Raw genomic sequence first — 24619 nt, 5'->3', positions numbered from 1 at the left:
CTGACCACATGGTGCATGCGGCCAGGGGGTCTTCATGTTTCCGGCAGAGCCATGCCGAAGCCATAGCCCGAAGCCCGCCGCTCGACCGAGCCTTCGCTGGCCGGGATAAGGCTTTGCTGTCCGCGCGATGGCTAAGGCGTCTGCTCTTACACCAGCTGCTGCAAATAGTTGTAGCTGATCGTCAAGCTCTCGAACGGATCGCGGCGGCATTGATCCTGCTCCACCACATACCACTCGACGCCGGTAGCGCGGCAGGCTTCGATGATCGCCGGCCAGTTCAGGTTGCCCCGGCCGATCTCCGCATACACCTGCTGATCGTCTACGATTTCCATATCTTTCAAATGGATGACCTGCATACGGCCCTTTACCTTATTGACCCAGTCCACTGGGCTGGCTCCGCCGGCCTGTACCCAGTACATATCGAGCTCGAAGCCGAAGTCGGGGCTGACGGACTGCTGCAGCAGCACATCCATGCCGGTGCGGTCGCCGAATTTTTCGAATTCGAATTTGTGATTGTGATATACGAACTGCAAGCCATGCTTCGCCAGCTCCGCGCCGATGGCGGAAAATTCCTCGGCCAGCCGGACGTAGCCTTCCTCGCTGCCGCGGTAGTCGGCAGGCATCGCGCCTAGTCCGACGTATTTGCAGCCCCACAGCTGATGCTCGCGGATAACTGCAGGCAGATCCTTTGTCAGACGGTCATAGGAAATATGCGTCGCGCAGATCGTCAAGCCGATATCATCGACAAGCTGCTTGAGCTTTTCCGGCTCAATCGGTCCCATCCCCGAAACCTGAATCGCGTCATAGCCGATAGCCTTGACCCGGCGCAGCGTCGCTTCGATATCCTCCGGCGTTTTGAGAAATTCCCGCAATGTATAGAGCTGGGCTGCAATATTCGCTTGCTTCATCCCGATCACCTTTTCCCTTTAGTCTGGTGTTTCTCTCTACCAGTGTACCATGCTTCAGGGACAGGCATTTTACCGAGGTTAACGAATCCGGGCTGTTTATTTAACTGTGGTTGGGGAACGCGGTTGCGGGACATAGCCAAGGTCGACCGGGGAGTCGGCCGGCTGCGATTCATTGGGGCGCTTTCCGGGCCTTCGTGCAGTTCAGGCAATATTTTCGTCCGTACGCCTGGCCGTACTCAACCATCCTCTTAATGATTGCGGGATCGTCGAGCTTCGTAAATGGACATGGATCGGGCCGGGTGTTGACTTCCAGTATCCACGGCTTCAGACGGCGGTCGACGGCGATATCGAGGCCGAGCTCATGCATGGCGGGATAGGAGCGGCCGAATGCGGCGGCTGTCAGAGCCGCCAGCCTTTTCATCCGCTTCAGGAGCCGGTCTGTCCTGGCGCAGCCGGCGATCGGCTGAAGCAGCGCGGCCGGGGAGAAGATCGTTCCCCCCTGGCTGCCGTTTGTGACCGCTTTGCCCGGATGGGCGACACGGGCCGCGATGCCTGTGCATACCCAGCGTCCGGCGGGGTTTTTCTGGATCATGACCCGGAAATCGAAGGGCCGGCCTTCATAGCGAAGCACGCGAATGCCTTTCTGGATCAAGTAGGGCTCCGTCCCAATTCGTCGCCGCAGCGCCTGCCGGAGCGATTGGAGCGTCCGGAAGATGGCGGTGGAGACGCCGCTTTGCAGCCGGTAGCCGGCTTCGATCCGCTCCACCTTCATCACGCCGATTCCGAGGGAGCCGCGGTCCGGCTTCACGTACACGATGCCTTCGCGCGCCAGCGCGGATGCCAGCCCGCCCGCCGTGAAGGGGAGGGTCGCCGGCACATGCCGGGCAAGCACCCGATTTCTCATGACGAGCCGGGTTTTCCTCAGCTTGCTGGTTATATATTTGAGCTTGCTTGCCATAGGAATTTCCTCGCTTTCCGTTCAAGTGGACGCCGGTTTGTTCCGCTGTTATCCCATCATACGAAAACGCTCCTGGAGATGTGAACTTTGTGCGCGCGGCATGCATAGGCTGTTAGGAATAGGCGATACGGAAGGGCGGACGCGGGCGTATGGCTGTGCAGGGACAGGAAGGGAGGCAGATAAGCATGAGTCAGGTGATGGGAAGCAGCGGGGCGGAGGAACGCAAGAGGATGAGCGGGCAAGGAGAGCAGGAAGAGCAAGGGAAGCAAGAGAAGCAAGAGAAGCAAGAGGAGCAAGAGGAGCAAGAGGAGCAAGAGAAGTCGGAGCTGGCAATCGTCAGGAGGGCTGTAGAGCTTATTGGGCGGAATTTCCCTTGGTACAGGTCATGGAGCGCTTTGGATCGCGAAGGCGGGACCGGGACCGGTCTTGTTCGGCCGGAGACGAAAGACTGGGAACAGCTGCCCTTGGTGACCGCACCGGTTCTCGAAGCGCATTATTATACGGAGGACAATCCGTTAGGGGAGCAGAAGTCCATGCATCAGTACCGCACCTCGGGGACCAGCTCGGGCAGGCGGAAAACGATCTTTTATTCGCCGTCGGATGAAGCGCATTATATGCGAATCAAGCTGGATGTATTCCGCACGATATTGGGCACGGGCCTCTACCGCTCCGCCATGGCCGATATGGGAACCGGACATGCGGCGGCCACCGCTGTAGAGGTGTTCCGCCAGCTTGGGATGGAGGCGGAATCGCTGTCCTTCCAGCTGCCGGTTGAGCGGCATATCGAGCGGCTGAAAAGCTTCCGGCCGGAGGTGCTGTACACGATGCCGTCGATCCTGGACCGCATCCTGCTTGCGTCCCCCGCACCGGATGCTTGCGGCATACGCCATGTCGTATTGGTCGGGGAGATTGCATCTCCCGAGTGGAGGGCGCGCGTGGCGGAGCGGATGGGACTGCTTCCGGAATATGTGACGGATACGTACGGCTCCATCGAGATCGGGACGATCGCCTATTACTCGCATAGGCATGGCAGATATTTATTTGCCGAAGGGCTTATTGCGGAAGGGGTGGACAGCGGGCAATTGGGAGAGGGGCTTATGCCGCTGGAGGACGGAGAGCAGGTGCTTGTGCTCACATCCGGAGTGAGGGAGGCGTTTCCGGCGCTGCGGTATGTCACTTACGATGTAGTCCGCGATCTGCATCCCATTGAGGTGGATGGCGTTCTGCGGCCCAGCTTCCACAGCATCGTGAAGCGAATCGGACCCGATCTGAAGCACGGGGAGAAGATCAGCTTGTACGATATCGAGGAGGTAGTCTACCGTCATCTGCGCGATGCGAGTGTCCGGATCAGGTTGGCCGGCAACCGGCTGAAGCTGCAGGTGTACAGCCCGACAGGCGCCGGAGCTCGGCTGGCAGACATTCGGAGCGATCTGGAGAACCGCATCCCGGAGATCGGCATGATGATACGCGCAGGCTTGCTTCAGAGCATTGAAGTGACGGAGGATGCCTACGACGACTCCCGGCATCGCGGTCAGGTGAAGGGCAAGAAGATCGTCTACGAGGGGGAAAACGTATGAAGCTGGAGGGGGGACTGACGGACACGATCGGCAGAACGCCGCTGGTTAAGCTGGAGCGGCTGTTTGCAGCAAGTCCGTTTTCGGTGTATGCCAAGCTGGAAGGAATGAACCCGGGTGGCAGCGCAAAGGACAGACCGGCCTTGTATATGCTGAAGGAGGCGATCCGGCGGGGGGAGCTGACCCGTGATAGCGTCGTCATCGAGTCCAGCTCGGGCAATCTGGCGATCAGCCTGGCCCAGCTCTGCTGCCGTCTGGGGCTTCGTTTCATCTGTGTCGTCGATCCTCGCACGACGGAGCAGCACAAGCGGATTATTCGCAGTCTCCGGGGAGAGATCGATCTGGTTACGGAGCCGGACCCGCAGACGGGCGAGTTTCTCCCGGCGCGGATTCGGCGGGTGCAGGAGCTGCTCAGCACGGTGCCGCATGCCTATTGGACCAATCAGTACGGCAATCCGGATAACTACAGAGCCCATATGGAGACGACGATGGCGGAAATTGCGGAGCGGCTTGGCCGCGTGGATTATTTGTTCTGCGGCGTCAGCTCATGCGGAACCATTCGCGGATGCAAGGAATACGTACGCGACAGGCAAATGGAGACGCGGATCGTAGCCGTGGACGCCGAGGGCAGCGTTCTCTTCGGCGGCTGGCGGGGCCCAAGGAAGCTCCCGGGACTCGGCGCGGGGATAACGCCGGCCCTTCATCGCGCGGAGGCGGCGGATCTTGTCGTGCGCGTGTCGGATATCGACTGCGTGCGAGGCTGCCGGGAGCTGGTCAGATGCGAGGCGATCCTGGCGGGAGCCTCTTCCGGAGGCGTCGTGTCGGCTGTGGGCAAGCTGGCCGGAGTCATACCGGCGGATGCGGTGTGCGTGGTCGTGCTGCCGGACCGGGGGGAGCGTTACCTGGACACGATCTATGATGATGAATGGGTCCGGCGGGAGCTGCGGCTCGATCCCGAGTCGCTGGACCGGGAGCAGGCCAGCCTATGATTTATTTGCATGATGGTCATATCCGCCGGCTAGGATTGGATTGGTGTCGGTTGACCGGAGTCATCGAAGAGGTGCTGCGGCTCAAAGAACAAGGAGAGTGCGCTCATCCGCTGAAGCCGTATCTGCGATTCCGTGATCCGTCGAATCGGATCATCGCCATGCCGGCTTATGTCGGGGGAGGGATCGGCGTGGCCGGCATCAAGTGGATCGCCAGCTTCCCGGGCAATGGAAGCAGGGGACTGCCCCGCGCCCATAATACGCTAGTGCTGAACGATCCCGATACGGGCGAGCCGCTCGCCTTCCTGAACAGCGGACTGCTGAACGCGATACGTACGGCGGCTGTCAGCGGGGCCATGCTGCGGACTTATCTCGCGGCCCGGCAGCCCGGGGAGGTGAAGCTCGGCGTGATCGGCTGGGGGCCGATAGGCCGTATGCATCTGCGGATGTGCGCGGAACTGCTCGGCGATCGCCTGCAAAAGGTAACGCTGTACGATCTTAAGGGGATTGATCCGCATACCGTACCGACAGAGCTGCGCGGGATTACCGAGCTTGCAGACGACTGGCGGCCGCTGTATCGCGCTTCGGATATTATAGCGACCTGCACGGTCGCCGCCGATCGCTACATCGACGAGCCACCCCCGCGCGGAGCGCTGCTGCTCCATGTTTCACTGCGCGACTACAAGCCGGCAAGCGTGGCGGATATGAAAGCGATCATCGTCGATGACTGGCAGGAGGTATGCCGGGAGAATACCGACATCGAGCAGCTTCATCTCCAGTACGGACTGACCGAATCCGGCGTTTGCACGCTGGCCGATGCTGTGCTCCGTCATGCGCTCGCGGCATGGCCCGAGGATGAACCCGTCTTCTTTAGCCCCATGGGGCTTGGGATATTCGACATAGCGATTGCCGCCTATTATCGCGAGCAAGCGCTGCGGAAAGGCGAAGGTGTGCAGCTATCAACTGAGCGGGGATGAAGCGGAGGGGCTATTGGACTGGGCCAGGGGAATAAAGATATAGACTGAACATTATAAAAACATCTGTTTGAGAGAGGCTTGCTAAAATATAAGGATCTCCATGGTAGTGATACCTAATATGGAGATCCTTTCGTTTTTCGAATGAAGTGATCGAGGTTCGGTCGTTAGGCCAGCGGGCAGCATTGTTTACTTCATTTTTTACTTAGGAACGCGCAAAATAGCGTATAGAAATGAATCGTGCCATTAAACCAAAAAAACAATAGTCATGAATTATGCTACAACCAATTTCCCCTTGAGCTCCGTTCCTAAATTAAATTACAGGCTCCTATTAATACCTTAGTTTCTTTAACAACACGTCAAGATCGGGGCCCCGTTAAGCTATTGGGCAGTTTAATTCAGTAAATGCTCAAATAAATATTGTCAATCTCAGGCTTGAATGTTAATGTGGATAAAATTTACAGAAGGGGTGATAGAATTCGACCTCGGTTGAATTGGTGAAACCATCAACTGAATACAAGGATGAGTACATATCATTTTATAAAGACTGGAAGTCAAGCGAGCAGGATATTACCCCGTGGGTTGTAGGGAAAGATCCTTCAGATTTTGATGCAATGATTGATTTTTTGTATTCGAAGGATACGGAGGATGAAATAACGAACGGGAACTTTGTCCCCCATTCTACGTTCTGGCTTATAGACATATGTTCAAAAAAAGTTATTGGTGCTGTGAATATTAGACACAGACTCCATGCCAAGCTCCTTAATTGCGGTGGACACATTGGTTACGGAATACGTCCATCAGAGAGACGAAAAGGTTATGTTTCCATACTATTAGCACTTACACTTGAAATAACAAAAGACATGGGTTTAAACAGGGTTCTTCTAGTATGTGATAAAGCAAATCTCGCATCTGAAAAAACCATTGTAAAAAATGGCGGTAAATTTGAGTCAGAGTATGTAGAGGAAAATGGGAACGTTGTAAGACGGTTTTGGATACAGTTATAAATGTGTGTTTATTTACACGATTTACATTATATAGTAAATGAAAGGTTTGTTATTTAGTTCAACGAATTAGAAGTAATAACAATGAATATTAATTAATTTATTGGGGGGAGTAAGAGTGAATATAGAATAACTTGAGTGTTGCAAAAACGGTGTTGTCGATTTAACGCTACAAAAGCAGATATGTTAGAACGTTCGTCGAATAGGTAAATGAAAAAAGGACATCGTCTCTTATACCAGCTAGAAAATTGCTGAACCCAGACACGTGCCTCTGTTAGGTCTATGAAACCTTTCGTCGGATAATTAGGACGGTACTTGCATGTACGGAAAATGGATTCTGCATAAGGGTTGTCGTTACTGACGCGCGGTCGGCTTCGGGAGGGTGTGATGCCTAGGCTGTACAGCGTCTCTAGCAACGTGGATTCCTTCATGGGGCTCTCGTTATCCGAGTGAAGCACGAGTGGATGCTGACGGATCACGCATTGCTCGCGAATGACGGTGCGACGAATCAACTGACTAGCGTGTTCGGCCGACTCTTCCTCCCAAATCTCCCAGCCTACGATTTTATGGCTGTACAAATCCAAAATGAGATACAGGTAGAGAAACAGCCCCTTTACAGGCCCCGGCAACCAGGTAATAACCCACATCCATACTTCATTCGGTCCGGTCGCAGCATGGCTGGTATGCGGTCTCGTTGTGCGCTCCTTGCTACGCCCGCGATGGTGCTGTTGATTATGCTTATGCATGACTCGAAAGAAGCTTGATTCGGAGGCGATATAGATGCCTTCGTCAGCTAAAGCAGGCACGATCTGGCTTGGCGGCAGACTCCTGTTGTGCGGCTGCTGAAGAACCTCCAGCACCTGCTGCTCTTCAGCCTCGCTCAGCTTGTTGGCAGGCGCTGGACGCATAGCGTTAGGACGTCTGTCCTCCACGCCGCCTTGCTTGCGCCAGCGTTGCAGCGTTCGCTGTGTCAGCCCGAGTTCCTTGCAAGCCAGGGCTTCTCTTGCACCGGCAACTACGGCTTCTCCAATCAGGGTGATGGCTTGGTCGCGATCTGAGGCACGGATCATTCGTCCTCTTGGTCCCCCCAAATCGCTTGGGCCTTTTTTCTCGGTACCAATAAGGCGGCTGTTTCGGCGAGCGCGGCTTCTTTACATTTAAGCTCACGGCTTAGAGCTTTGTTCTCTTGTTCTTTCGTACGAAGCTCCTTTTGCAGCTTGCTCGCTTGTGCGGGGACTCCGCCATTGGCTTGTATACAGGCATCTCGCCATGCTTCTACCTGCTCGACGAACAACCCTTTTGTCCGACAATATTCTGCCAACTCGATTTCGTTTAAGCTTGCCGTTTCGATGACGATGGCGAACTTCTCGCGTGTATTCCAACGCTCAGGTGACACGTCACCGTTCGACGTTAACCCCTGAGCCTTCGCCGCCTTCTTCCATTTGTATAACGTCGTCTCAGATAGACCGCTCTCCTTGGCAATCCGACTAACCAATTCATTGTTCGGAGGCAACATGCGCTCTACAATGCTCTGCTTCAACTTCTCATTCACCTGGTTCATTGTCTCTCACCTCGTCCTCGTTATCCCCACTATACTTTCATTTAAAGGGCACGACAACTATTCTGACAGAGGGGGTGTGCTAGCAAATTTCTATAAATTATTAGCACCTTCAAGCCACAATATTGTGAAGTTATCAAGCGTTCGATGTGGGCTTCTCGCGCTTGTTCTCGCTCTGCAGCCATATACCGCTTTTGCGCCTAGCCCTGTTTACACCAAGGCTTGTGGTGGTAGCGAGCTTTCGGTGCTCAAGTCGGATGGAACAGTATGGACTTGGGGAAGAACAATGAAGGGCTACTTGGCTATACAGGCTCAGCACAATCCTATCCCAAACGTCTGCAATCATTAAGTGGTGTCAAGGATATTGCTTGCGTAATTGCGGATTGACTTTTGCTTTATTTGTGAAAAGTGATGGCACGGGATGGACATCAGGGGATAGGCGGTATCGGTAACGACAGTGCTAATTGGCCTGCGACTACACACTACTACCACACTAACCTCTCCGGGATGTCGGTGTAGCAGCCGGTAATGATTTCGTCGTTCGATGTGGCCAACAGTGGAAACGTCTGGGCATGGGGCGTGAATAGCTATGGTCTGCTGGGGTTTGGAAAACAAATTACAGATTCACGCCCACAATAAAGGGCAGTTTGATCTTTTTCATTTAGCGTTAAAAACTAACTTTCTGAAAATTGAATGCCTTAGGGGCCGAGTTTTTTTTGCAACGCTAGTAATCTCTCATTCCTTTTTTTCTTAGCTTGCTTGTTGTGTAGCTATTATTCTCAAAGTTATTTTTTCAATAGTTGAGAAGTTTTCAAACAAGAGATCACTAGTATCAAACTGAATGTCAAATTCTGATTCAATTAGAATGATCAATTTCATTAGTTCAAATGAGTCCAATCCAAATTCACTTAACTCTGCTTGGTAAACTCCTTCGATAGTTGATACATTCGGAAGCGTTGCAGCTATAAGACTCGTTACTTTCCGAACTGTTTCGTTGCTGGTATTTTGTTGCCTCATCATCCCAACCATCCCTTATTTATGTATTAATTCGTTTAAGAAACGGCCCAATTTGTCTTTCACTTCATGTATTGAGAAACTTGGGATTTCAACTTTCTCTCCTGAAGTATACATTTCTTCTGTAAACATGTTGGATTGCCCGTTGCCTGCTGGTCCTTGCAGCATCAAAGTAGCCGTCAAAACGGTATTGTCTTTGATTACCCTATGTTTAATCTTTCTTGAAAGTGTATAATAGGAATCTTTGGAAAGCACAGCATCAAGATCCCAGTCGGCAGCTACTTCTCCAAGATAATCGAGCGAATGTTCCAAATGTTCGCTCGCAGATATTTTATAATGATTCAATCTCATCGCGCCGTTTTCTTGAATTGATACGGTTTGGAAACGAAGCGATCCTAACAATATTCTGGAGCTAAAATCCCATGGATGATCATGAACGTGCTCCATATGTTTCACCGCATGTTCGGGCCACCATATATGTAGGCGTAGCTTATAGTTATTTGAAACAATTAGAACAAATTTATCAAACCCGTTGATATGCGTATAAGAACGAAGGGCAATTTCCGCCAAAGCCGAGTCATTATTCAAAATCGATTCAAGCATTTCTTTGACGACCTCGTTCGTACTAATCGGTTCAAGCGAATCACGTGAAGAGGTAAGCACCGGCTTCGAAGACGACATATTAGAATCAAGCCACTTCTGGACTCCATGTAAATCAAATTTATTTACTGTAATAATACTCATTCCAAATCCCCTTTCATTTATAAAAATTCCAATAACAAGAAGATCGTAGCATGGCCTATTGTAAGAAACAATAATAGATGTAGAATTGGTTATTTTCTTTCTAAAAACGAGTGGATCAAAGGAAAATATATAATAATAAATATTGTATTGAACAGGACAATTGGCCATGTTAAAATATCCCTGGTTTAAATTTACAAAACATTAATAAAAAAGGGGAATCCAATTGCCTTCTAGCTATTTGAAACGTGAAAAGTTTTTAGAACTGCTCCTGTATCTTGAAACATTCAATCACTATTATCGCCATATTGTTGCCAAGGAAAGGCCGGTCTCTCAATTAACTCTTGAGGATTTCCCCCTTCTCACCAAACAAACAATAAAGGATCATTTTGACTGTTACATTTCGTCCACCTCCGATTCCATTGTCGAGGAGTTGACGACGGGTTCAACCGGTCAACCTTTAAAATGTTTAAAAACCAACGAAGAAAGATTGCGGATGAGTATGGCGATCTGGCGGGAACGCAAACGCCATGACAAACATGTCAATATAAATAACTTTTTTGGAACGTTCGGAGCGGAGTACGTAAAACGTTACGGCGACTTTTTTAATTTTGAACCTGAAAATATGAAAATTTGTTTTGAAAAGCTAATGAAGGCCGAACCGCGTTGGTTGGCCGCTCCGATTACCGCTTTGAAGAAGTATGCCAAGCGGATTGAGAACAGAGAATTGGAATACGAACAAGGGCAAATCAAGTTTATAGAGCTAGTGGGCGAATTTGTGGAAGAAAGCGACAGGGTCTACATTGAGAAAGTGTTTGGCTGTCGGACCATTCTACATTACGGATTAAGGGAGACTTGGCTGGTTGCTTACGAGTGCAAAGCCAGGAAGCTACACGTGTTGGACGATTTGTTTTATATCGAGCAGTTGCATGATTCTGCCCATAATCAATCCGAATTATTGGTGACCAGCTACGTCAATAAATTAATGCCTATTATTCGATACAAAACCGGGGATTTGGGAGTAGTTGAAGCGGAGACTTGCTCGTGCGGCAGGTCGGGTCAAATTGTGAAGTTAGCTGGAGGACGTACGGCCGGTATTATCAAAGGGCCTGTCGAGATGCTCGGAGACATGTTCTTCAAGCGGACTGTTTATAAGTGGCAGCAAGCTGGCTTCGATTGTATAGAAGCTCTTCGGGTCGAACAGAGAGCGATTGATCTCTTTCAAATCAACTTCATTCCCAAAGCGAATTATTCAGAGCCAGCGGGATTGGCGCTTAAAGACTTTATCGCGCAAGGACTGGGAAGGGAAGTTGAAGTGAATTTAACGATTGTGGAGTCACTTCCTTCCTCGGCAAATGGGAAATCGATGTTCTACAGTTGTTTATGCTGAAGTAAAGGGGACGTCCAATGACGATGTATCATATTATGGTCGAGGCTGCGCGGTTATACCCCAACCTAGCTTTTCTTCGAAATGGCGACAAAAGCGAAATTACTTTTCAGGATTTTGTCAATCGTGTGAGACGCGTAGCGGATTTGGAATTACCCGGCGGAGAAACGTACAAGATCGTCGCTATTGTCTGCGAGAATCCTGTTAGGGTATTGGAATGCGCATTCGCGGCCTGGTCCAGGGGATTAACCGTGGCGGTGCTAGATCATCGCCTGCTTCCGGGTACGTTGCGCAGAATGATGAACTACATTGGGGCAGACGTTGTATATCGGGATGATTATTACGAGATACTGACAGACTCCGACGCCGTTATTGATGACGGGATCAAAAGGGGCAGTGACTGTCTGATTACTTTCACGTCTGGTACTAGCGGCGAACCCAAAGCCATTCTGCACACGCACGAATCTCTTGTCGCAAATGCCACAATGATAGCGGGTTATATTCCTGTCGGCAGCGATGACAGAGCGCTGTTGACCAAGTCGTTGAACCATGTCGCCGCATTCACCTCTATCATTATTCCTTCCTTGATGACGGGTTGTTCAATAGTTGTTCTCCCGCAAAAAGCGAATATCAAAAAAATCGCTTCCTTAATTGACGAAGAAAACATAACCTATGTCGATATGGTAGCAACGATGTTAAGATATGTTTCCCTCTTCCGTCATTCGAATCGTTCAAGTTCCTTAAAATATATTTCCGTCAATGGCGAACATCTATCCGGCGAGGAATTGGATAAGCTGCAGCTTGCATTTCCCGAAACGTTATTTTATTACTCATACGGATTATCAGAAGCGGGTCCCCGTGTTACCTATATCTCGGCTCTAGACAGTAAGAGGAAGCGAGGGAGCGTGGGCAGACCGTTACAAGGTATAGAAATTCGTATAATAGAGGATGAAGCCGCAAGCATGTCCGATAGCAAGAGGGGAGAAATTGTTGTTCGGACGCCTTCCATGATGCGGAAATATTACAACAACCCGGAGCTGTCCCGGGAAAAGATGGTGGACGGCTGGTTACATACAGGAGACATCGGCTGGATTGACGATGACGGTTATCTATTTGTATTGGGAAGAAAGGATGACCTGATTGTGCGCGGCGGGGAAAATATATATCCTTCAGAAATCGAGGATGTGATCGCCACTTTTCCTTGTGTGAATGAAAGTATGGTTTTTGCCGAAAAAGAGGATTTGAATGGAAACAAGTTGATCGCGTTTGTTGAAATGGCGGATATAACGGTTGGTAAATCCGAATTATTATCTCTGTGCAGAAAAAATCTCCCGTTCTTTCTGATTCCGCAAGAGATTCATATCCTTGAAGAGATGCCCCTGTTAAATGGGAAAATTAATAAACGGAAAGTGAGGGAAATCTATCGTGAATACCACGGAAAGTAAGCTTCTTGCAATCATTAATAATGGTTTTCCCGATTGCGATGCCGCAACTTTGTTGCCCGATACCTCTTTAATTAATGCTGTTCAATTAGACTCGCTGGGTATTCTAAAGATTGTAGTGCAAATTGAAAACGAGTTTGATATTTCTTTGAATTATGAAGACATCGAGATCGAGAACTTCGGCAGCCTGCGGCAAATCGCCGCTGTTATCAACAAATATTTGAACGGCGGCGATTAGCATGAGGTTCAAAGAAATGGCAGGCTGGATCTTCGTGAAGACCCCAATCGGTTCGATTGCGATTATTGGAATGGCCAGCGTTTGTTTGTACATTACCGTACATTCTGTTAGCGTTAATACCTTTGCAACAATTGAGGGTAAGGTGTCGGGCGATGCAAGCTCCACTCGGATTTCCATCGAAGTGCCGGCCGGAGATATAGCGAGGATTGAAAATCGACTCACTGCAGGAACTACTGTTTATTGGTCGACTAAAGACGAAATGAAAAACGAAGCGGTAATCGCGGATCAAACGAGCCTGCAGGATTTAATTCTGCTTTCAATAGAAGTGGAAAACCCGAACAAGCAGCAGCTTGGCGACGGAGATACAATACAATTGGAGGTCGTTACCGGCTCTAGAAGCCTGATTCAAACATTAATTGCGAATGGCGGGTAGCGATATGGTTACGTTCTTCTTCAGCAGGAATTTTTGGGTCGTTTTGAAAAAATATAAATTCAGTCTCTTGAATCTTTTTTTATGCGTTATTGTGACCTCGCTTGTCAACATGTGTTATCCGTATATTTTTGGTTTATTAATCGATGAAGTTTTTTACCATCGTAACTGGGATCTGTTCCTCTACATAGTTGTCGTCTACGGACTGATTTTTACCGGAGAGATGGGTTTGCACGTTATTTTGAATTCGACTTGGGCCTATCTTATGACAAGGTTTTTGTTTGATTTCCGGCTGATACTGTTCAGAACCGTACAATCAGTATCCTCCTCCCGTCTGAGCTCTGGCAGAGTAGGCGATTTAATGACAACGCTGAACCGGGACATCGATGAAATTATGAATTTTATTCATTGGAATGTTTTTTATTTGACAGCCAATGTGATGCGATTGGGGATCGCTATTTTTTTTGTCTTCTCCATCAACCGATATATCGGACTTCTGATGATTGTAGCAGTGCCTTTGAGCGTCGTTATATCGAACTTGTACAGCAAAAGGATAAAAACAATTACGGATGCTTACCGAAATAAATTTGGAATCACGATTAGCTGGGTTACGGAAATGCTGAACGGCATTCGGGAGCTCCGTCTGTTAGGAAGCAACAGTCAAATAACCGAACAGTATGAACAAGATATTCGGGGCCTTACGGCGTTACGAACGAAACAAGATTATACCGAAACCGCTGCGCGGCAATCCATTGCGTTCGTTACTCTTCTATCGGACTTGTCCTTATATGCGCTCGCAGCCTATCTCATTGTAAGCGGCGATCTGAAGATGGGCGGGTTGATTGCGGCAATCGAATATTTCTCCAGATCCAAGCAGATCCTAGGAAGCTTAAGCCAGGCGAACGTCCGTCTTCAACAGAACAAGGTGTCTATCGCCCGAATTAATGAATTGTTATCGGCAGACACGGATCGGCGCGGCACAAGGAAGATTAAAGGAGACATACAAAACATCCGGATGGACGGAGTAGGTTTCTCTTACGGCGATGAGAAGAAGGTGCTTCGCGATGTTCATCTTAATATTAATAAAGGTGAGAAGATCGCTGTTATCGGACCCAGCGGAGCGGGGAAAAGCACGATAGCAAGCTTGATCATCGGACTCTACGAGCCGCAATCTGGTAAAATCTCTATTAACGGCACGAGTCACGAGGACCTTTCTTTGGCCGAGCTAAGAGGGAAGATCGGTTACATTTCCCAGGATCCTTACGTAGTTGATGGCACTATTCGTTCTAACTTAATGATCGGGAGTGCCCGCAAAACGGATGAGGATCTTTGGAGAGTCTTGGACGAGGCATGTCTGGGAGACATGGCACTTGCCTTGAAGAATGGACTCGACACAGTCATTAACTCCGAGGGGTTGCAGCTGTCGGGCGGGCAAAAACAACGTCTCGCTATCGCGCGTGTTCTGCTCAGAAATCCTGAAGTCATTATTATGGACGAAGCCACATCCTCATTGGATAACGAAACGGAAGCGACCTTGCTTGCGTTGTGGGAAACGTCGTTTCGGGAGAAGACGGTTATTACGATCGCTCATCGTCTAACCTCGATTCTCGGAGCCGATAAAGTAGCTATACTGCAAGAAGGAACGATTGCGGCATTTGACACCCAAGAGAACTTGTATCGTGAGAATGCATATTTCAGGCAGTTAATGGATGCTCAAATAAACCCAGGAGGTGAGCAGAATGAAAGAAACCCAGCTAAGGATTCGGCTTAACGCAATACAAGATTTGAAATTGTATATTCTTAAACGTAGAATGTCCATGATTGGAGTTGCGACAGTCCAAACAATGCTTCTTTCGCTCGGACTGCTGACTCCTTTTCTCTATAAACTCTTTATTGATAATGTTCTAATCCTGCAACAAATCGAGCTGTTAAAGTGGTTAATTGCGGGATACATAGCCATATATGCATGCGAAACTTTGCTTCAATTTCTTTCAGTGCGTCTCAACGCCCAAGTTACCTACAAATTTTCGAATGATTTGAGAATGCGGATGTGGAGACGTTTTCACTTTAGTCCTGATTTTTTTTATAATCCTCTCCCTGTCGGGGAGATGAGAAGTCGGTTGGACAAAGACATTCAAACCATTGAACCTTTTCTTTCAAAACATATCATCAGCTATATATTGAACGGCGTCTTTATTATTGTGTATGGAGTTATACTTTTTAACGTTAACTATAAATTGTTTTTGTTCGGTATGTTGATGGTGCCTCTTTCCTTCTGGATGACATCCTGGCTGGGAAACGGTGTGAAAAAAACTTCCGAGGAATATCGAGTGCGGTGGTCCTCCTATGAAAATTGGCTGCAACGGTCGCTGGAGTCATGGAAGGCCATTAAAATTTTGGGGTCTTCCCGCTCGGAAACCCGCGTATTTACAAGACATTGGCAGGGGCTGAGCCGCTCCTTTTTCATCAAGCAATTGTATTGGTGCGGCAATAAAAGCTTTATATCGTTTAAAGATTTTTTTGTCACCCGAATGAACCTATACTTTCTTGGGGGTCTCCTGATTTACAACCAGGAACTAACCATTGGAGGTCTACTCGTCTTCATGAGTTTCTATGAGCTGTTTTTTTCGAAGATCGGCTTAATCAATCAATTGGACTTGCAAATCAGCGATGACTATCCCGCCCTGAAACGTTTAACTTCGCTGGTTGGCGAGTCGACGAATAGTGAAAATCCCGGGGGTTGGGCACGCATTAACCAGATTCGTGTGATAGATGCAAGTTTTACAGATGGGGAGCATGAGGTGCTGAGCAATCTTTCCTTTACCATCGATAAAGGTGAACGTATAGCCATTGTCGGGAAAAGCGGGGCGGGGAAGTCGTCGTTGGTCAAGCTTCTGTCCGGTATCATTGTTCCGACTTCCGGCGAAGTTTTGTTCGATCAAACCCCGGTTCGCGACATCATGTCTACCGGAGAATGCAAAGAAATTGGAGTCGTTCTGCAGGACAGCTTCCTGTTTAACTTATCGATTCTCGACAATTTGAAGCTCGTGTCGCCGAATGCCGCATTTGAGGAAATAGAGAATGCGTGCAAAAAAGCGGCTATTCATGAATTTATTTCAAGTTTGCCCAATGGGTACGAAACCCTGGTCGGAGAGCGCGGAGTCAAATTGTCGGGCGGTCAGAAACAACGATTATTAATCGCAAGATTGTTTGTACAAAACCCGAGTTTGGTTATTTTCGACGAAGCCACCTCTCAACTGGATTTCGAATCCGAGGAGCGTCTGTTATGCAGTATTGGCGAACTTTCCGTTGAAACGACTACGATTATTATTGCCCATCGATTATCTACTATTAAGAACGCAGACCGTATTATCGTCATGGATAACGGGACAATCGTAGGAGATGGGAGTCACGTGGAATTATTGCGGGATCATGCTGTATACCGGGGATTGTTTCATAAATCAATACAGGATGTGAGCTAAGAAGTGGAATGTTCTCTGCCATTGCGAGACGGAAAACCCGTTTACGGGGGATATGATTGTTTGTTAAACGCTTTGGAATATGGCTGCCGCATTCATCAAGTGTCTTTTCAAGACGTGTTGCAATACAATTTTTATTACCATTTTGATCGAGAACACGACGTATTAAGCGGCAGCGTGGATCTTGATGATCTTCTTTTATTCATGGAAAACCGGCTGCCAATGAAGTTTCGATTGTTGGACCTGCATGAGGTTGACAATGGCGAGGACGCGATCATTTCACTGGATGCGTATGAGCTGAGTTATCTGGCCGATCAATATCAGACCGTTCATCAAATGCATTATGTATTCGCCCGGGTAATTGACAATAGTGTCCATATTGTGGATAGTTACTACAATAAGAAGTTTATATTATCGAAGAATGAAGCGGAATCCTTATGGAGTTATCATAAAAAGCGATGTTTGGCATTAGAGCGTAACGGTGCTATTGAATGGCAGGATCCCATAGACGTTCCGCCTTATATGCTGAGCGTGGATTACAAAAAAAAGTATAAGGAAACCAACAATCTTTTTATGAAGGAGGCCGGTGCCTCTTTATGCTTGAGCAAGGAGGCTCAAGCGTCAAAAATAAAACGATATTTCAGTTGTTTTAGAAGCATATCGCAAAACCGTCACGCCCATTTCTCCGCTAATAAGTCGAACGGATCGATCATTCTAAATTCATGGAACCAAGTGCTTAAGACCATGATTCTGCTGGAGCAAGACACTAAACAATTGGGCAGACTGGAAGAAGCTTTAGAGGAAGCATGCGGACTGGAAACAAATTATCTGGAGCAAATGGAAAGGGATCGTTTGTAGGATGAAGTTTTCGGGTGAAGAAGGATCTTCTTTGGTTGACAGGTCGCAACAGATGACGCAATCGGTCTCGGAGACACTTATCGGGGCTGATAGATGGATTGAATATCCGAGAAGAACGGACCTGATGTATGTGGCGGTAAAGCTTGAAGGCGATCTTTGGTTGCAAGTCTTGAATGGCGAATGGGAACAGGTTGCCGAACAATCCATCTATTTTTTTAAGGCGGGGACGGTCCGTAATAAGGGCGAACTTGCGGCATACGTGTATATCCAGACGCTGTCTATTAATACGGAAGCGGAATTTGACAGGATGCAAGTCAATCGGCCGTTCAGTGTCCCATTGCTTGACAGGGTGACGAAGCTTAACGGCCGGAGAATCAGCGGAGTTGAGCTGAGAGAGTTGGATGAACAAGCGGCGAGTCTCGTCCATCGCTTGCAAGTGAAGGAGGAGAAATCCAAACCTATTCAAGATCCCGATTTTCTTCGAAAATCTAAAATTATTTGGATAAGAAGATTTATTCGACAAAACTATAATAAGCCGCTGTCATTAAGTCTGTTGGCGGAGTTGTTTGAATGTAATCCCGTTTACCTTACGAATACATATAACAAAATATTCAATATTCCGCTGATGAAGGATTTGCAACGCATTCGTATGGAGAAAGCGGCGGAAATGTTGTTGTATTCCAAAAAAAAGATTAGCGATATTGCCAAGGATATAGGGTATGTTTCTTCCTCGCAATTTATCACCTTGTTCAAACGCCATTATAAGGAGACGCCTTATTCCTATAGAAAGGAAGGATGTGGGAATGACAGATCATACCATGCAGATAACACGGGATCTTGTTACAATTCTGGTATTCGACATAACCGGCAACAAGATTATAGATAGCTCCCAAGCCCTTATTGAAAACGGAATCATCGATTCTTTGGGACTTATTCGACTGATTGTCGCACTTGAAGAACGATTTGAGATTCTTTTCGAGCTTGAGGAACTGAATTTAGAAAGTTTTTCTTCGATTGAAAAAGTTAGCTGGCTGGTGGAACAAAAACGAGGTGCGAGGCAGGGAAATCAATGAGAACGAGCGATCCTATTTACGGTGTTATTGAATTGCAAGAGGAATGGCTAATTGAATTGAGCAATTGTCAAGCCATTCAAAGGTTAAAGTGTATCAAACAGCAAGGCAACACTCACTATCGAATTCCGTCAGCTACCCACACCAGGTTTTCCCACATTTTAGGGGTATATCATATAATGGGTGAAATGATTAAAAACTTGGATGCTTCGGAACAACAGTTGCCCGAACGCGAGAGAGGGATTGCCTTGGCCTCCGCCCTTCTTCACGATGTAGGCCACGGAGCGTTGTCGCATTGTTTCGAGGGCATTACGGAGGAACATCATGAGAACCGATCTGTATCGATCATTCGATCGGAGGAAGAGATTGGCTCCCTGCTTTCTCGCAAAGGGATATTGGACGATGTTGCTGCGGTAATCGGCAGAACAGGGAAATATCCGGTGATTGAATCATTATTGTTTTCCCAAATCGGGGCGGATAAGTTGGATTATTTGAATCGGGATCTCTATTATTCGGGAATCGGCATGCCTCCAATTCATTACAATAAAATTATTAACGCTATAACGATAGTGGACAACAGACCTGTTATACGGGATATGGAGATTATAGCTTTACTGGAGCATTTATTAATCGTGAAACGGCGTCTTTTTAAGGATACTTTTGCGCATCCGGAAGTACTTGGCAAAGATGTTTTATTCCAAATGCTTGTTAAACGAGCCATTCATCTCGGGAAGTTGTCATTTCCGTTTTCCAATAATAACTATCTGAAGATGACGGATCTTACAATATCAGAATATATAGAGAATTGGTCAGGAAGCGACGATGCGGAGCTGGCCAGGATGTGCGGCCATTATCTCGATAGATCCAATCATTCGGAGATGCAATGGTTCCCGATTACGAAAACCCAATATCAATTAATGAAAGAATGGAGTAGAACAGGGGTAAATCCGCATTATCAAGTCTATCGGCTGGATGATAGCTATGGCGCCTACAAAAAAGATATTTACGTGTTGTATGAACAGCAGATTAAAGAGCTGTCGATAGTATCCGATATTAGCCGGTCTCTCGCATCCGAATCGATATCGTATTTTCTATTTGTTTTTCATTATAACAACGGGAACGGAAAGGAACAATGAGCCTTCCTCGTGAACCATTCGAAGATTGTTACTGGCTGCTGCAAGATGACGTGATCATTGTCGGGAACACCAAATGCGAACGATCATGGCTGGTGACGGATAAAGGGCTTGTCGGTCTTTCTCTGCGGGATGTGGAGAATGGGTATGAGTGGTTTACCAGAGATAATATAGTGCCATCATGTCGGCTACCTGGTATGGGGAAGAAGCAATGGTTTTCTAAACCGACTATCACAGCGAAAGTCATGGATAGGTTGAATACACGGTATCTCCAAGTCACGCTGGAATGGTTCGGCGCCGAGTGGAACGTAGCTTATCATATATGTATTTTTCCATATGAGGGACTTTTGAGACAATATTGGGAAATGAGAGTGTCAGAAAACGACGATCGGAGCATCGTGAGAGAAGCTGCCAATCCATTAGCAATAAAAACAATGGATCGTTTTGCCTTGCTTTCGTTATCCGGGGATTATACAGAGGTTATGCCGATATCCCCCGTTCATGTGAAATGGCAGATCGTACAATTGGCGGACGGCACCGATTATTGCAATAACTTTGTGACGGAACGTCATGGAATTTTGTTCCCACACGAGAAGAGCGCGTATGAGGGGAACGTGCTGTTCTGCCGCGATCTGTTAACTGAGCAGGGGTTGTATATGCTGAAGGAAGCTCCTTGCGGATATTCACAAGTCAACTATCCCGGCGGAGACTTCAAGTTTCAAGGAAACAAAATCTATTTGACGGGTTCCGGTTGGATGGAGAACGAATGGGCGGATGGAATTTGCAGTTATGCCACAGTAATCGGTATATGGAAGGGAGAAACGTTTTCCAGGTTGAAAGCCCTTCATCGTTACTTTGAGATTGTTTATCCGATCAAACAAGGAAATGCGTTTTTTACGATGAGTAATACATGGGGCGACCGTTCTTTTGACAGCAAGATTAATGAAACGTTTATTGCGAAGGAAATAGAGCAGGCCGCTTATCTGGGCATCGAAATTGTCCAAATCGATGATGGCTGGCAACAAGGGAAAACTAAAAACTCGAGTAAAGGTTATGGAAAATGGTCTAACTATTATGAGGGAGAAACAAACTTCTGGCAACCCGATGAAAGCCGGTTCCCTCACGGGTTTCAGCCACTCGTTCAAAAAGCTAATCGATGTGGAGTATCATTGGGGCTGTGGTTTTCTCCTGATTCGCACGACGATTTCAAGCATTGGCTGAGGGACGCAGATACGGTGATCCATTTATTCCGAATGTCCGGTGTCCGCCATTTCAAGTTGGATGGCATTCATCTCCGCTCCAGGAGAGGGGAACTACGCCTGCAAAACTTTCTGGCGGAAGTGTCCGAACGTTCGGATGGCGAAATTGTATTTCAGTTCGACATTACCGACCAGCGCAGACTCGGTTTTTTCGGAGGGTTTCAACAAGGCACGATTTTCATGGAAAACCGCTTTACAGAGTTTGGTACATACTACACGCATTGGACGCTTAGAAACCTATGGAAAAGTTGCAGGTATTATCCTTCGAGCCGGGTAGTAGTAGAATTTCTTAATGTCGATCGAAATCTCTCCAGCTACCGCGGTTCGCCTTTGGACCCGGCTAATGTCGGAATGGTGTATGCCTTTGCCGTGACGTTATTCGCCAATCCATTGGCATGGATGGAGCTTTCCGAGTTATCAGGGGATTTAAAAGATCTCAAAGCTATGATTACTCTCTACAAAGAAATGCGGAGCGAACTGTCGAGTCCAATCATTCTTCCTATTGGCGAAGAACCGTCCGGCGTTTCCTGGACTGGTTTTCAATCTGTTTCAGAGAACGGGGGCTACATTTTATTGTTCAGGGAAATGACAGCTGCGGAAAATAAGAAAATAGCACTTTGGGGATTAAAATGTGAAAATAAGCTGGAGTTAACGGAAGTAGCGGCTTGGAATGGAGTAAAAAAGGAATTATTGTTGTCAGGTTCGAAAAAAAGGGATCAAACAGATGAAGATGGGAAACTTAACTTCCAGATGAACGAGCCTATGTCATTTAGATTATATCGGTATACTACTATGTTACCTATGAAGGAGCAATTTAGACCTGTCCATTAATCAATATTAAAGGATATCAGCATGGACAATCATAATTTAAGTGGCTTGCGCCTATCTGTACAAAAAATATCGCAGGAAACTTAGCTTAATAATCACCAGGATGTGAGACGGCTGGAATGAATCTTGTTCGCCAGGTTGTATCGGTGCTTATTTTAAAGTAATTCTTAATGATGGTACAGAATATCTTCACGCAGTCGTTTCAATAAGTCTTTTGATCGTTGGAATTCGTTCCACGATCTTGGCGATTAATGAATAAACCATGGCTTGGTAATTGACTTCAATCGGAGCACCATAGCGCGACTTTTTACAAACCACACCACACGTAAGACAAGGGCGATGTTCCCCGCTGAAAAAATAGCTCTGAAACGATCCTTAAGCTCCATCTCGTATAGCTCTTGAAGGGAGAACAGGCTCTTATGTCGAATATATGGCATAGGGAGCCCATCCTTTCATCTCGGTGTTTTCGTGGTAGTTAACACTTTCGAGATTAGAGGAGGTTCTCCTTTTTCTATGGTCCAAAAAGTCAGCTAGATCAAGGCTTGTGATTTATGAAATTGATTCAAGTATAATTCATTTTTCAAGATAAATCCCACTCTATTGTACACAATCTTTATGCTATTTTGATTCTCGTAATTATACTGGTATTGGGTTTTACCTCGATAGCAGCATCAATTTTGAAGGAGTTAAGCTGGACATATTTTCCGTCATATGCATGCAGTTGGAAATAGGGAGAAAGGGACGGGGGATTGAACTATTGAGAGGGGGGGGGGGTGAATCGTACCTTAAGGAGAGCAGGAGTAGTGAAGCTTGAAATCCCAGATAGGAATTTATTTAGTTGTATCCTAAAAAGTGTATTTTTATAGCCAGACATTTGTTTATGGAATAAATAAGTAATTATTTTCCATATAAAATATATTATTGTGCAATCTGGGGGAGAACAAGATGGCAATCATCAACAGAAAGATTACTAGGGATAGGGATATTACTACAAAAGTTAATGAAATTGATATCGAAGTAGATGAAATTCAAGGACAAGCAAATCTAATTGAAATCGGATTAGGTTCACTGGCTATAATGAGAGGAACTACTCAATGAAAAAAATATTAAGTTTATCTCCTCCCCTTATTACAACATGGACATGGCACGCTAATTTACTATCAATATTAGAGAATTATCCTGAATCAAAACCTTGGATACTAAGTAATTACATACAGATTTCGAGTACTACTCAATTGAATCAAGAGCTTTTCTTTGACTTTTGGCCAAGTTCGGACATCTTTTTCCAATGTCCCTTTGTCTATAACCAAATATTAAAGAGAGAGACTGCAGAATTTTTTAATACTTCAATTATTGATTTTCTTACAAAATGTATCGATATGAATAATTATATTTTTGGAATTTTTGATGAGTATTATATAAGTACATGTGAATCGTTTAATAAGAGAAAGCATCCCCATGAACTTTTTATTTTCGGGTATGACAGAAATTTACAAGCATTCGAGATAGCAGATTTTACACTTAAGGGAGCGAATTCAAGGTATTCACATGGAAGAGCGAGCTTTAAGGAGATTGAAGCAGCATACCGAGCTATATCTATATCTGATGATTATTTAAATAGGGGTCGTGGAGGGATTCATCTCATAAGCTTTTTTCATGACATAACATATTCTTTTGACACAGAGTTAGTAATCGACACATTAAAGGACTATATAAATTCAAACAACACAGCACGACTTCACGCAAACAAAGAAAACCCACGGGATGCTAACTACGGAATTAGTGCGTACGAGTCTTTAAGAAAACATTTAATTTTATTGATCGAAGGGAAAGCGAAAGTTAATTACAAACCGTTTCATTTTCTAGTTGACCATAAAACAATGATGCTACACAGAATTAAATTTATGGGTGAATTGGGAATTATCAAAAAATCTGAAGAAATATACAATGATTATTTTTACATTCAGAGGGATTTTACAATTATTAGAAATCAATATATAAAAGCTGGCATGCAAAATGACGGTGCTTCGTTTTCTAAAATGATAAATAAAATTGACTTGTTAGTTGAGAAAGAAGTTAGGGTTCTTATGGCTTTAATAGAGAATATTACATCTGTTACATCCCCGAGAGTTGCCGCTAATGACTGGTTATTCAGGACTAATATGAATAGAGCTCGTAGAAAATAGTATATTTTTCACTAATTTAATTGGAAATTTCGATGGATAGAAAATCCCCGATGAAATCAACAGGAATTTCTTAAATAGAACTAGAAGAAGCTCTCAAGTAGCGCTTCATCAAACGTACTTGTGCGTATCTACCTGATTGATTTAGTTCACTATGGCCAGCATGCTTAGAACATCAGTCCTTGGAAGACCGAGAGTACGAAAACGCGAACAAAGCATTTGTTACTCAAACGTCAATTATAAAAGAAGAAACACGTCAAATCCGCTGAGCTGCCAGAATATTGGGCAGCTTTTCTCTATGAAATTATGAAAGTATGGTAAAACTAGTGCCCCATCAGACAACCTTGATCTTGTTCTGTTCTCGTAGTATGTCGGCATGACGCTTGTTCTTGTTTCGCCAGCGAAGATAAGCCTGGATCGCTGAGGCCAGGTCTTTGTGCTGTCGGAAGTCACTGCCTTCCAGTACAAATTTACGTAATGGTCCAAAATGGCATTCAATACGGTTAAGCCAGGAAGCATATGTCGGCGTAAAGACCAATTCCACATTATTTTCTTCCGCCCATAGCCTGACCTTGCTATGGTGGTGAGGAGAGAA

At 46.5% G+C, this 24619-nt stretch carries 25 protein-coding genes; 18 read left to right on the top strand and 7 right to left on the bottom strand.

The features are described from left to right. Positions 1-146 precede the first annotated feature (146 nt). Together BLR08_RS29545 and BLR08_RS29540 are read right to left on the bottom strand one after the other, a co-directional pair. A complete protein-coding gene (locus BLR08_RS29545; RefSeq protein ID WP_072338167.1) occupies positions 147-908 on the bottom strand; it encodes a sugar phosphate isomerase/epimerase family protein in 762 nt (253 codons plus the stop codon). Positions 909-1077: 169 nt separating this feature from the next. Next, complete coding sequence (locus tag BLR08_RS29540) at positions 1078-1866, bottom strand: YheC/YheD family protein (RefSeq protein ID WP_072338166.1); 789 nt, start codon at positions 1864-1866, stop codon at positions 1078-1080. 185 nt (positions 1867-2051) lie between these two features. Here BLR08_RS29540 and BLR08_RS29535 point away from each other — a divergent pair, with 185 nt between their 5' ends. The 4 genes from BLR08_RS29535 (at position 2052) to BLR08_RS29520 (ending at position 6407) form a co-directional block, all read left to right on the top strand. Beyond that, complete coding sequence (locus tag BLR08_RS29535; RefSeq protein ID WP_256257854.1) at positions 2052-3443, top strand: phenylacetate--CoA ligase family protein; 1392 nt, start codon at positions 2052-2054, stop codon at positions 3441-3443. After that, positions 3440-4429, top strand: coding sequence for a 2,3-diaminopropionate biosynthesis protein SbnA (sbnA, locus tag BLR08_RS29530; RefSeq protein ID WP_072338165.1), 990 nt, complete (start codon positions 3440-3442; stop codon positions 4427-4429). The genes BLR08_RS29535 and sbnA overlap by 4 nt, the downstream gene beginning before the upstream one ends. Continuing rightward, on the top strand, positions 4426-5403 hold the full coding sequence (locus tag BLR08_RS29525) for a 2,3-diaminopropionate biosynthesis protein SbnB (protein WP_072338164.1): 978 nt from the start codon (positions 4426-4428) through the stop codon (positions 5401-5403). The genes sbnA and BLR08_RS29525 overlap by 4 nt, the downstream gene beginning before the upstream one ends. Before the next feature lie 491 nt (positions 5404-5894). Continuing rightward, a complete protein-coding gene (locus BLR08_RS29520) occupies positions 5895-6407 on the top strand; it encodes a GNAT family N-acetyltransferase (RefSeq protein WP_072338163.1) in 513 nt (170 codons plus the stop codon). 92 nt (positions 6408-6499) lie between these two features. On the opposite strand, the gene BLR08_RS29515 is transcribed toward BLR08_RS29520, so the two are convergent. Beyond that, positions 6500-7474: a DDE-type integrase/transposase/recombinase gene (locus BLR08_RS29515; RefSeq protein WP_072338162.1), complete on the bottom strand. Its 975-nt coding sequence runs from the start codon at positions 7472-7474 to the stop codon at positions 6500-6502. Next, on the bottom strand, positions 7471-7965 hold the full coding sequence (locus tag BLR08_RS29510; protein ID WP_072338161.1) for a transposase: 495 nt from the start codon (positions 7963-7965) through the stop codon (positions 7471-7473). Before BLR08_RS29510 ends, BLR08_RS29515 begins: the two co-directional genes overlap by 4 nt. Before the next feature lie 525 nt (positions 7966-8490). Here BLR08_RS29510 and BLR08_RS32225 point away from each other — a divergent pair. Next, a complete protein-coding gene (locus BLR08_RS32225; protein WP_143014494.1) occupies positions 8491-8601 on the top strand; it encodes an RCC1 domain-containing protein in 111 nt (36 codons plus the stop codon). Between the two features lie 111 nt (positions 8602-8712). Here BLR08_RS32225 and BLR08_RS29505 read toward each other — a convergent pair whose 3' ends face one another. Next, on the bottom strand, positions 8713-8982 hold the full coding sequence (locus tag BLR08_RS29505) for an acyl carrier protein (protein ID WP_072338160.1): 270 nt from the start codon (positions 8980-8982) through the stop codon (positions 8713-8715). A 12-nt stretch (positions 8983-8994) separates the two neighbouring features. Beyond that, complete coding sequence (locus tag BLR08_RS29500) at positions 8995-9720, bottom strand: hypothetical protein (RefSeq protein ID WP_072338159.1); 726 nt, start codon at positions 9718-9720, stop codon at positions 8995-8997. A gap of 223 nt (positions 9721-9943) precedes the next feature. Here BLR08_RS29500 and BLR08_RS29495 point away from each other — a divergent pair, with 223 nt between their 5' ends. The 13 genes from BLR08_RS29495 to BLR08_RS29435 all read left to right on the top strand — a co-directional run bounded on the left by BLR08_RS29495 (position 9944) and on the right by BLR08_RS29435 (position 24027). Beyond that, complete coding sequence (locus BLR08_RS29495; RefSeq protein WP_072338158.1) at positions 9944-11107, top strand: phenylacetate--CoA ligase family protein; 1164 nt, start codon at positions 9944-9946, stop codon at positions 11105-11107. A gap of 17 nt (positions 11108-11124) precedes the next feature. Then, entirely contained in the window at positions 11125-12549 is a 1425-nt protein-coding gene (locus BLR08_RS29490; protein ID WP_072338157.1) for a class I adenylate-forming enzyme family protein, read from the top strand. Continuing rightward, positions 12530-12784 carry an acyl carrier protein gene (locus BLR08_RS29485; protein WP_072338156.1) on the top strand — a complete coding sequence of 85 codons (255 nt, stop codon included), beginning with the start codon at positions 12530-12532 and terminating at the stop codon, positions 12782-12784. Before BLR08_RS29490 ends, BLR08_RS29485 begins: the two co-directional genes overlap by 20 nt. A 16-nt stretch (positions 12785-12800) precedes the next feature. Then, a complete protein-coding gene (locus tag BLR08_RS29480) occupies positions 12801-13217 on the top strand; it encodes a hypothetical protein (RefSeq protein ID WP_143014492.1) in 417 nt (138 codons plus the stop codon). Positions 13218-13260: 43 nt separating this feature from the next. Then, positions 13261-14985 carry an ABC transporter ATP-binding protein gene (locus tag BLR08_RS29475; RefSeq protein WP_176835636.1) on the top strand — a complete coding sequence of 575 codons (1725 nt, stop codon included), beginning with the start codon at positions 13261-13263 and terminating at the stop codon, positions 14983-14985. Continuing rightward, complete coding sequence (locus BLR08_RS29470) at positions 14954-16696, top strand: ABC transporter ATP-binding protein (RefSeq protein WP_072338153.1); 1743 nt, start codon at positions 14954-14956, stop codon at positions 16694-16696. Before BLR08_RS29475 ends, BLR08_RS29470 begins: the two co-directional genes overlap by 32 nt. A gap of 3 nt (positions 16697-16699) precedes the next feature. Further along, the gene (locus BLR08_RS29465) at positions 16700-17551 is read left to right on the top strand and encodes a hypothetical protein (RefSeq protein ID WP_143014491.1); all 852 of its coding nucleotides are present in this window, start codon (positions 16700-16702) and stop codon (positions 17549-17551) included. A gap of 1 nt (position 17552) precedes the next feature. Next, positions 17553-18437 carry a helix-turn-helix domain-containing protein gene (locus tag BLR08_RS29460; protein WP_072338151.1) on the top strand — a complete coding sequence of 295 codons (885 nt, stop codon included), beginning with the start codon at positions 17553-17555 and terminating at the stop codon, positions 18435-18437. Beyond that, the gene (locus BLR08_RS32220) at positions 18355-18624 is read left to right on the top strand and encodes a phosphopantetheine-binding protein (protein WP_176835635.1); all 270 of its coding nucleotides are present in this window, start codon (positions 18355-18357) and stop codon (positions 18622-18624) included. The genes BLR08_RS29460 and BLR08_RS32220 overlap by 83 nt, the downstream gene beginning before the upstream one ends. Beyond that, positions 18621-19757: an HD domain-containing protein gene (locus tag BLR08_RS29450; RefSeq protein ID WP_072338149.1), complete on the top strand. Its 1137-nt coding sequence runs from the start codon at positions 18621-18623 to the stop codon at positions 19755-19757. Before BLR08_RS32220 ends, BLR08_RS29450 begins: the two co-directional genes overlap by 4 nt. Beyond that, positions 19754-21844: an alpha-galactosidase gene (locus tag BLR08_RS29445; RefSeq protein WP_072338148.1), complete on the top strand. Its 2091-nt coding sequence runs from the start codon at positions 19754-19756 to the stop codon at positions 21842-21844. The genes BLR08_RS29450 and BLR08_RS29445 overlap by 4 nt, the downstream gene beginning before the upstream one ends. 942 nt (positions 21845-22786) lie before the next feature. Then, positions 22787-22939 carry a hypothetical protein gene (locus BLR08_RS31360; RefSeq protein ID WP_176835634.1) on the top strand — a complete coding sequence of 51 codons (153 nt, stop codon included), beginning with the start codon at positions 22787-22789 and terminating at the stop codon, positions 22937-22939. Next, a complete protein-coding gene (locus BLR08_RS29435; protein ID WP_072338146.1) occupies positions 22936-24027 on the top strand; it encodes a hypothetical protein in 1092 nt (363 codons plus the stop codon). The genes BLR08_RS31360 and BLR08_RS29435 overlap by 4 nt, the downstream gene beginning before the upstream one ends. 331 nt (positions 24028-24358) lie before the next feature. Here the strand turns inward: BLR08_RS29435 and BLR08_RS29430 are convergent. After that, positions 24359-24619: transposase (locus BLR08_RS29430; RefSeq protein ID WP_176835633.1), on the bottom strand; the 261-nt coding region annotated here is incomplete at its 5' end.

The organism is Paenibacillus sp. cl123 (genome assembly GCF_900101595.1).
Taxonomy (GTDB): domain Bacteria; phylum Bacillota; class Bacilli; order Paenibacillales; family NBRC-103111; genus Paenibacillus_G.
This window is presented reverse-complemented; position numbering and strand designations above follow the sequence as displayed.

Coding starts and splice junctions, on each gene's coding strand:
- BLR08_RS29450 (WP_072338149.1), top strand. CDS start 18,621: ATGAGAACGAGCGATCCTATTTACGGTGTTATTGAATTGCAAGAGGAA.
- BLR08_RS29545 (WP_072338167.1), bottom strand. CDS start 908: ATGAAGCAAGCGAATATTGCAGCCCAGCTCTATACATTGCGGGAATTT.
- BLR08_RS29460 (WP_072338151.1), top strand. CDS start 17,553: ATGAAGTTTTCGGGTGAAGAAGGATCTTCTTTGGTTGACAGGTCGCAA.
- BLR08_RS29470 (WP_072338153.1), top strand. CDS start 14,954: ATGAAAGAAACCCAGCTAAGGATTCGGCTTAACGCAATACAAGATTTG.
- BLR08_RS32220 (WP_176835635.1), top strand. CDS start 18,355: ATGACAGATCATACCATGCAGATAACACGGGATCTTGTTACAATTCTG.
- BLR08_RS29535 (WP_256257854.1), top strand. CDS start 2,052: ATGAGTCAGGTGATGGGAAGCAGCGGGGCGGAGGAACGCAAGAGGATG.
- sbnA (WP_072338165.1), top strand. CDS start 3,440: ATGAAGCTGGAGGGGGGACTGACGGACACGATCGGCAGAACGCCGCTG.
- BLR08_RS29505 (WP_072338160.1), bottom strand. CDS start 8,982: ATGATGAGGCAACAAAATACCAGCAACGAAACAGTTCGGAAAGTAACG.
- BLR08_RS29480 (WP_143014492.1), top strand. CDS start 12,801: ATGGCAGGCTGGATCTTCGTGAAGACCCCAATCGGTTCGATTGCGATT.
- BLR08_RS29490 (WP_072338157.1), top strand. CDS start 11,125: ATGACGATGTATCATATTATGGTCGAGGCTGCGCGGTTATACCCCAAC.
- BLR08_RS29515 (WP_072338162.1), bottom strand. CDS start 7,474: ATGATCCGTGCCTCAGATCGCGACCAAGCCATCACCCTGATTGGAGAA.
- BLR08_RS29435 (WP_072338146.1), top strand. CDS start 22,936: ATGAAAAAAATATTAAGTTTATCTCCTCCCCTTATTACAACATGGACA.
- BLR08_RS31360 (WP_176835634.1), top strand. CDS start 22,787: ATGGCAATCATCAACAGAAAGATTACTAGGGATAGGGATATTACTACA.
- BLR08_RS32225 (WP_143014494.1), top strand. CDS start 8,491: ATGATTTCGTCGTTCGATGTGGCCAACAGTGGAAACGTCTGGGCATGG.
- BLR08_RS29510 (WP_072338161.1), bottom strand. CDS start 7,965: ATGAACCAGGTGAATGAGAAGTTGAAGCAGAGCATTGTAGAGCGCATG.
- BLR08_RS29525 (WP_072338164.1), top strand. CDS start 4,426: ATGATTTATTTGCATGATGGTCATATCCGCCGGCTAGGATTGGATTGG.
- BLR08_RS29445 (WP_072338148.1), top strand. CDS start 19,754: ATGAGCCTTCCTCGTGAACCATTCGAAGATTGTTACTGGCTGCTGCAA.
- BLR08_RS29500 (WP_072338159.1), bottom strand. CDS start 9,720: ATGAGTATTATTACAGTAAATAAATTTGATTTACATGGAGTCCAGAAG.
- BLR08_RS29540 (WP_072338166.1), bottom strand. CDS start 1,866: ATGGCAAGCAAGCTCAAATATATAACCAGCAAGCTGAGGAAAACCCGG.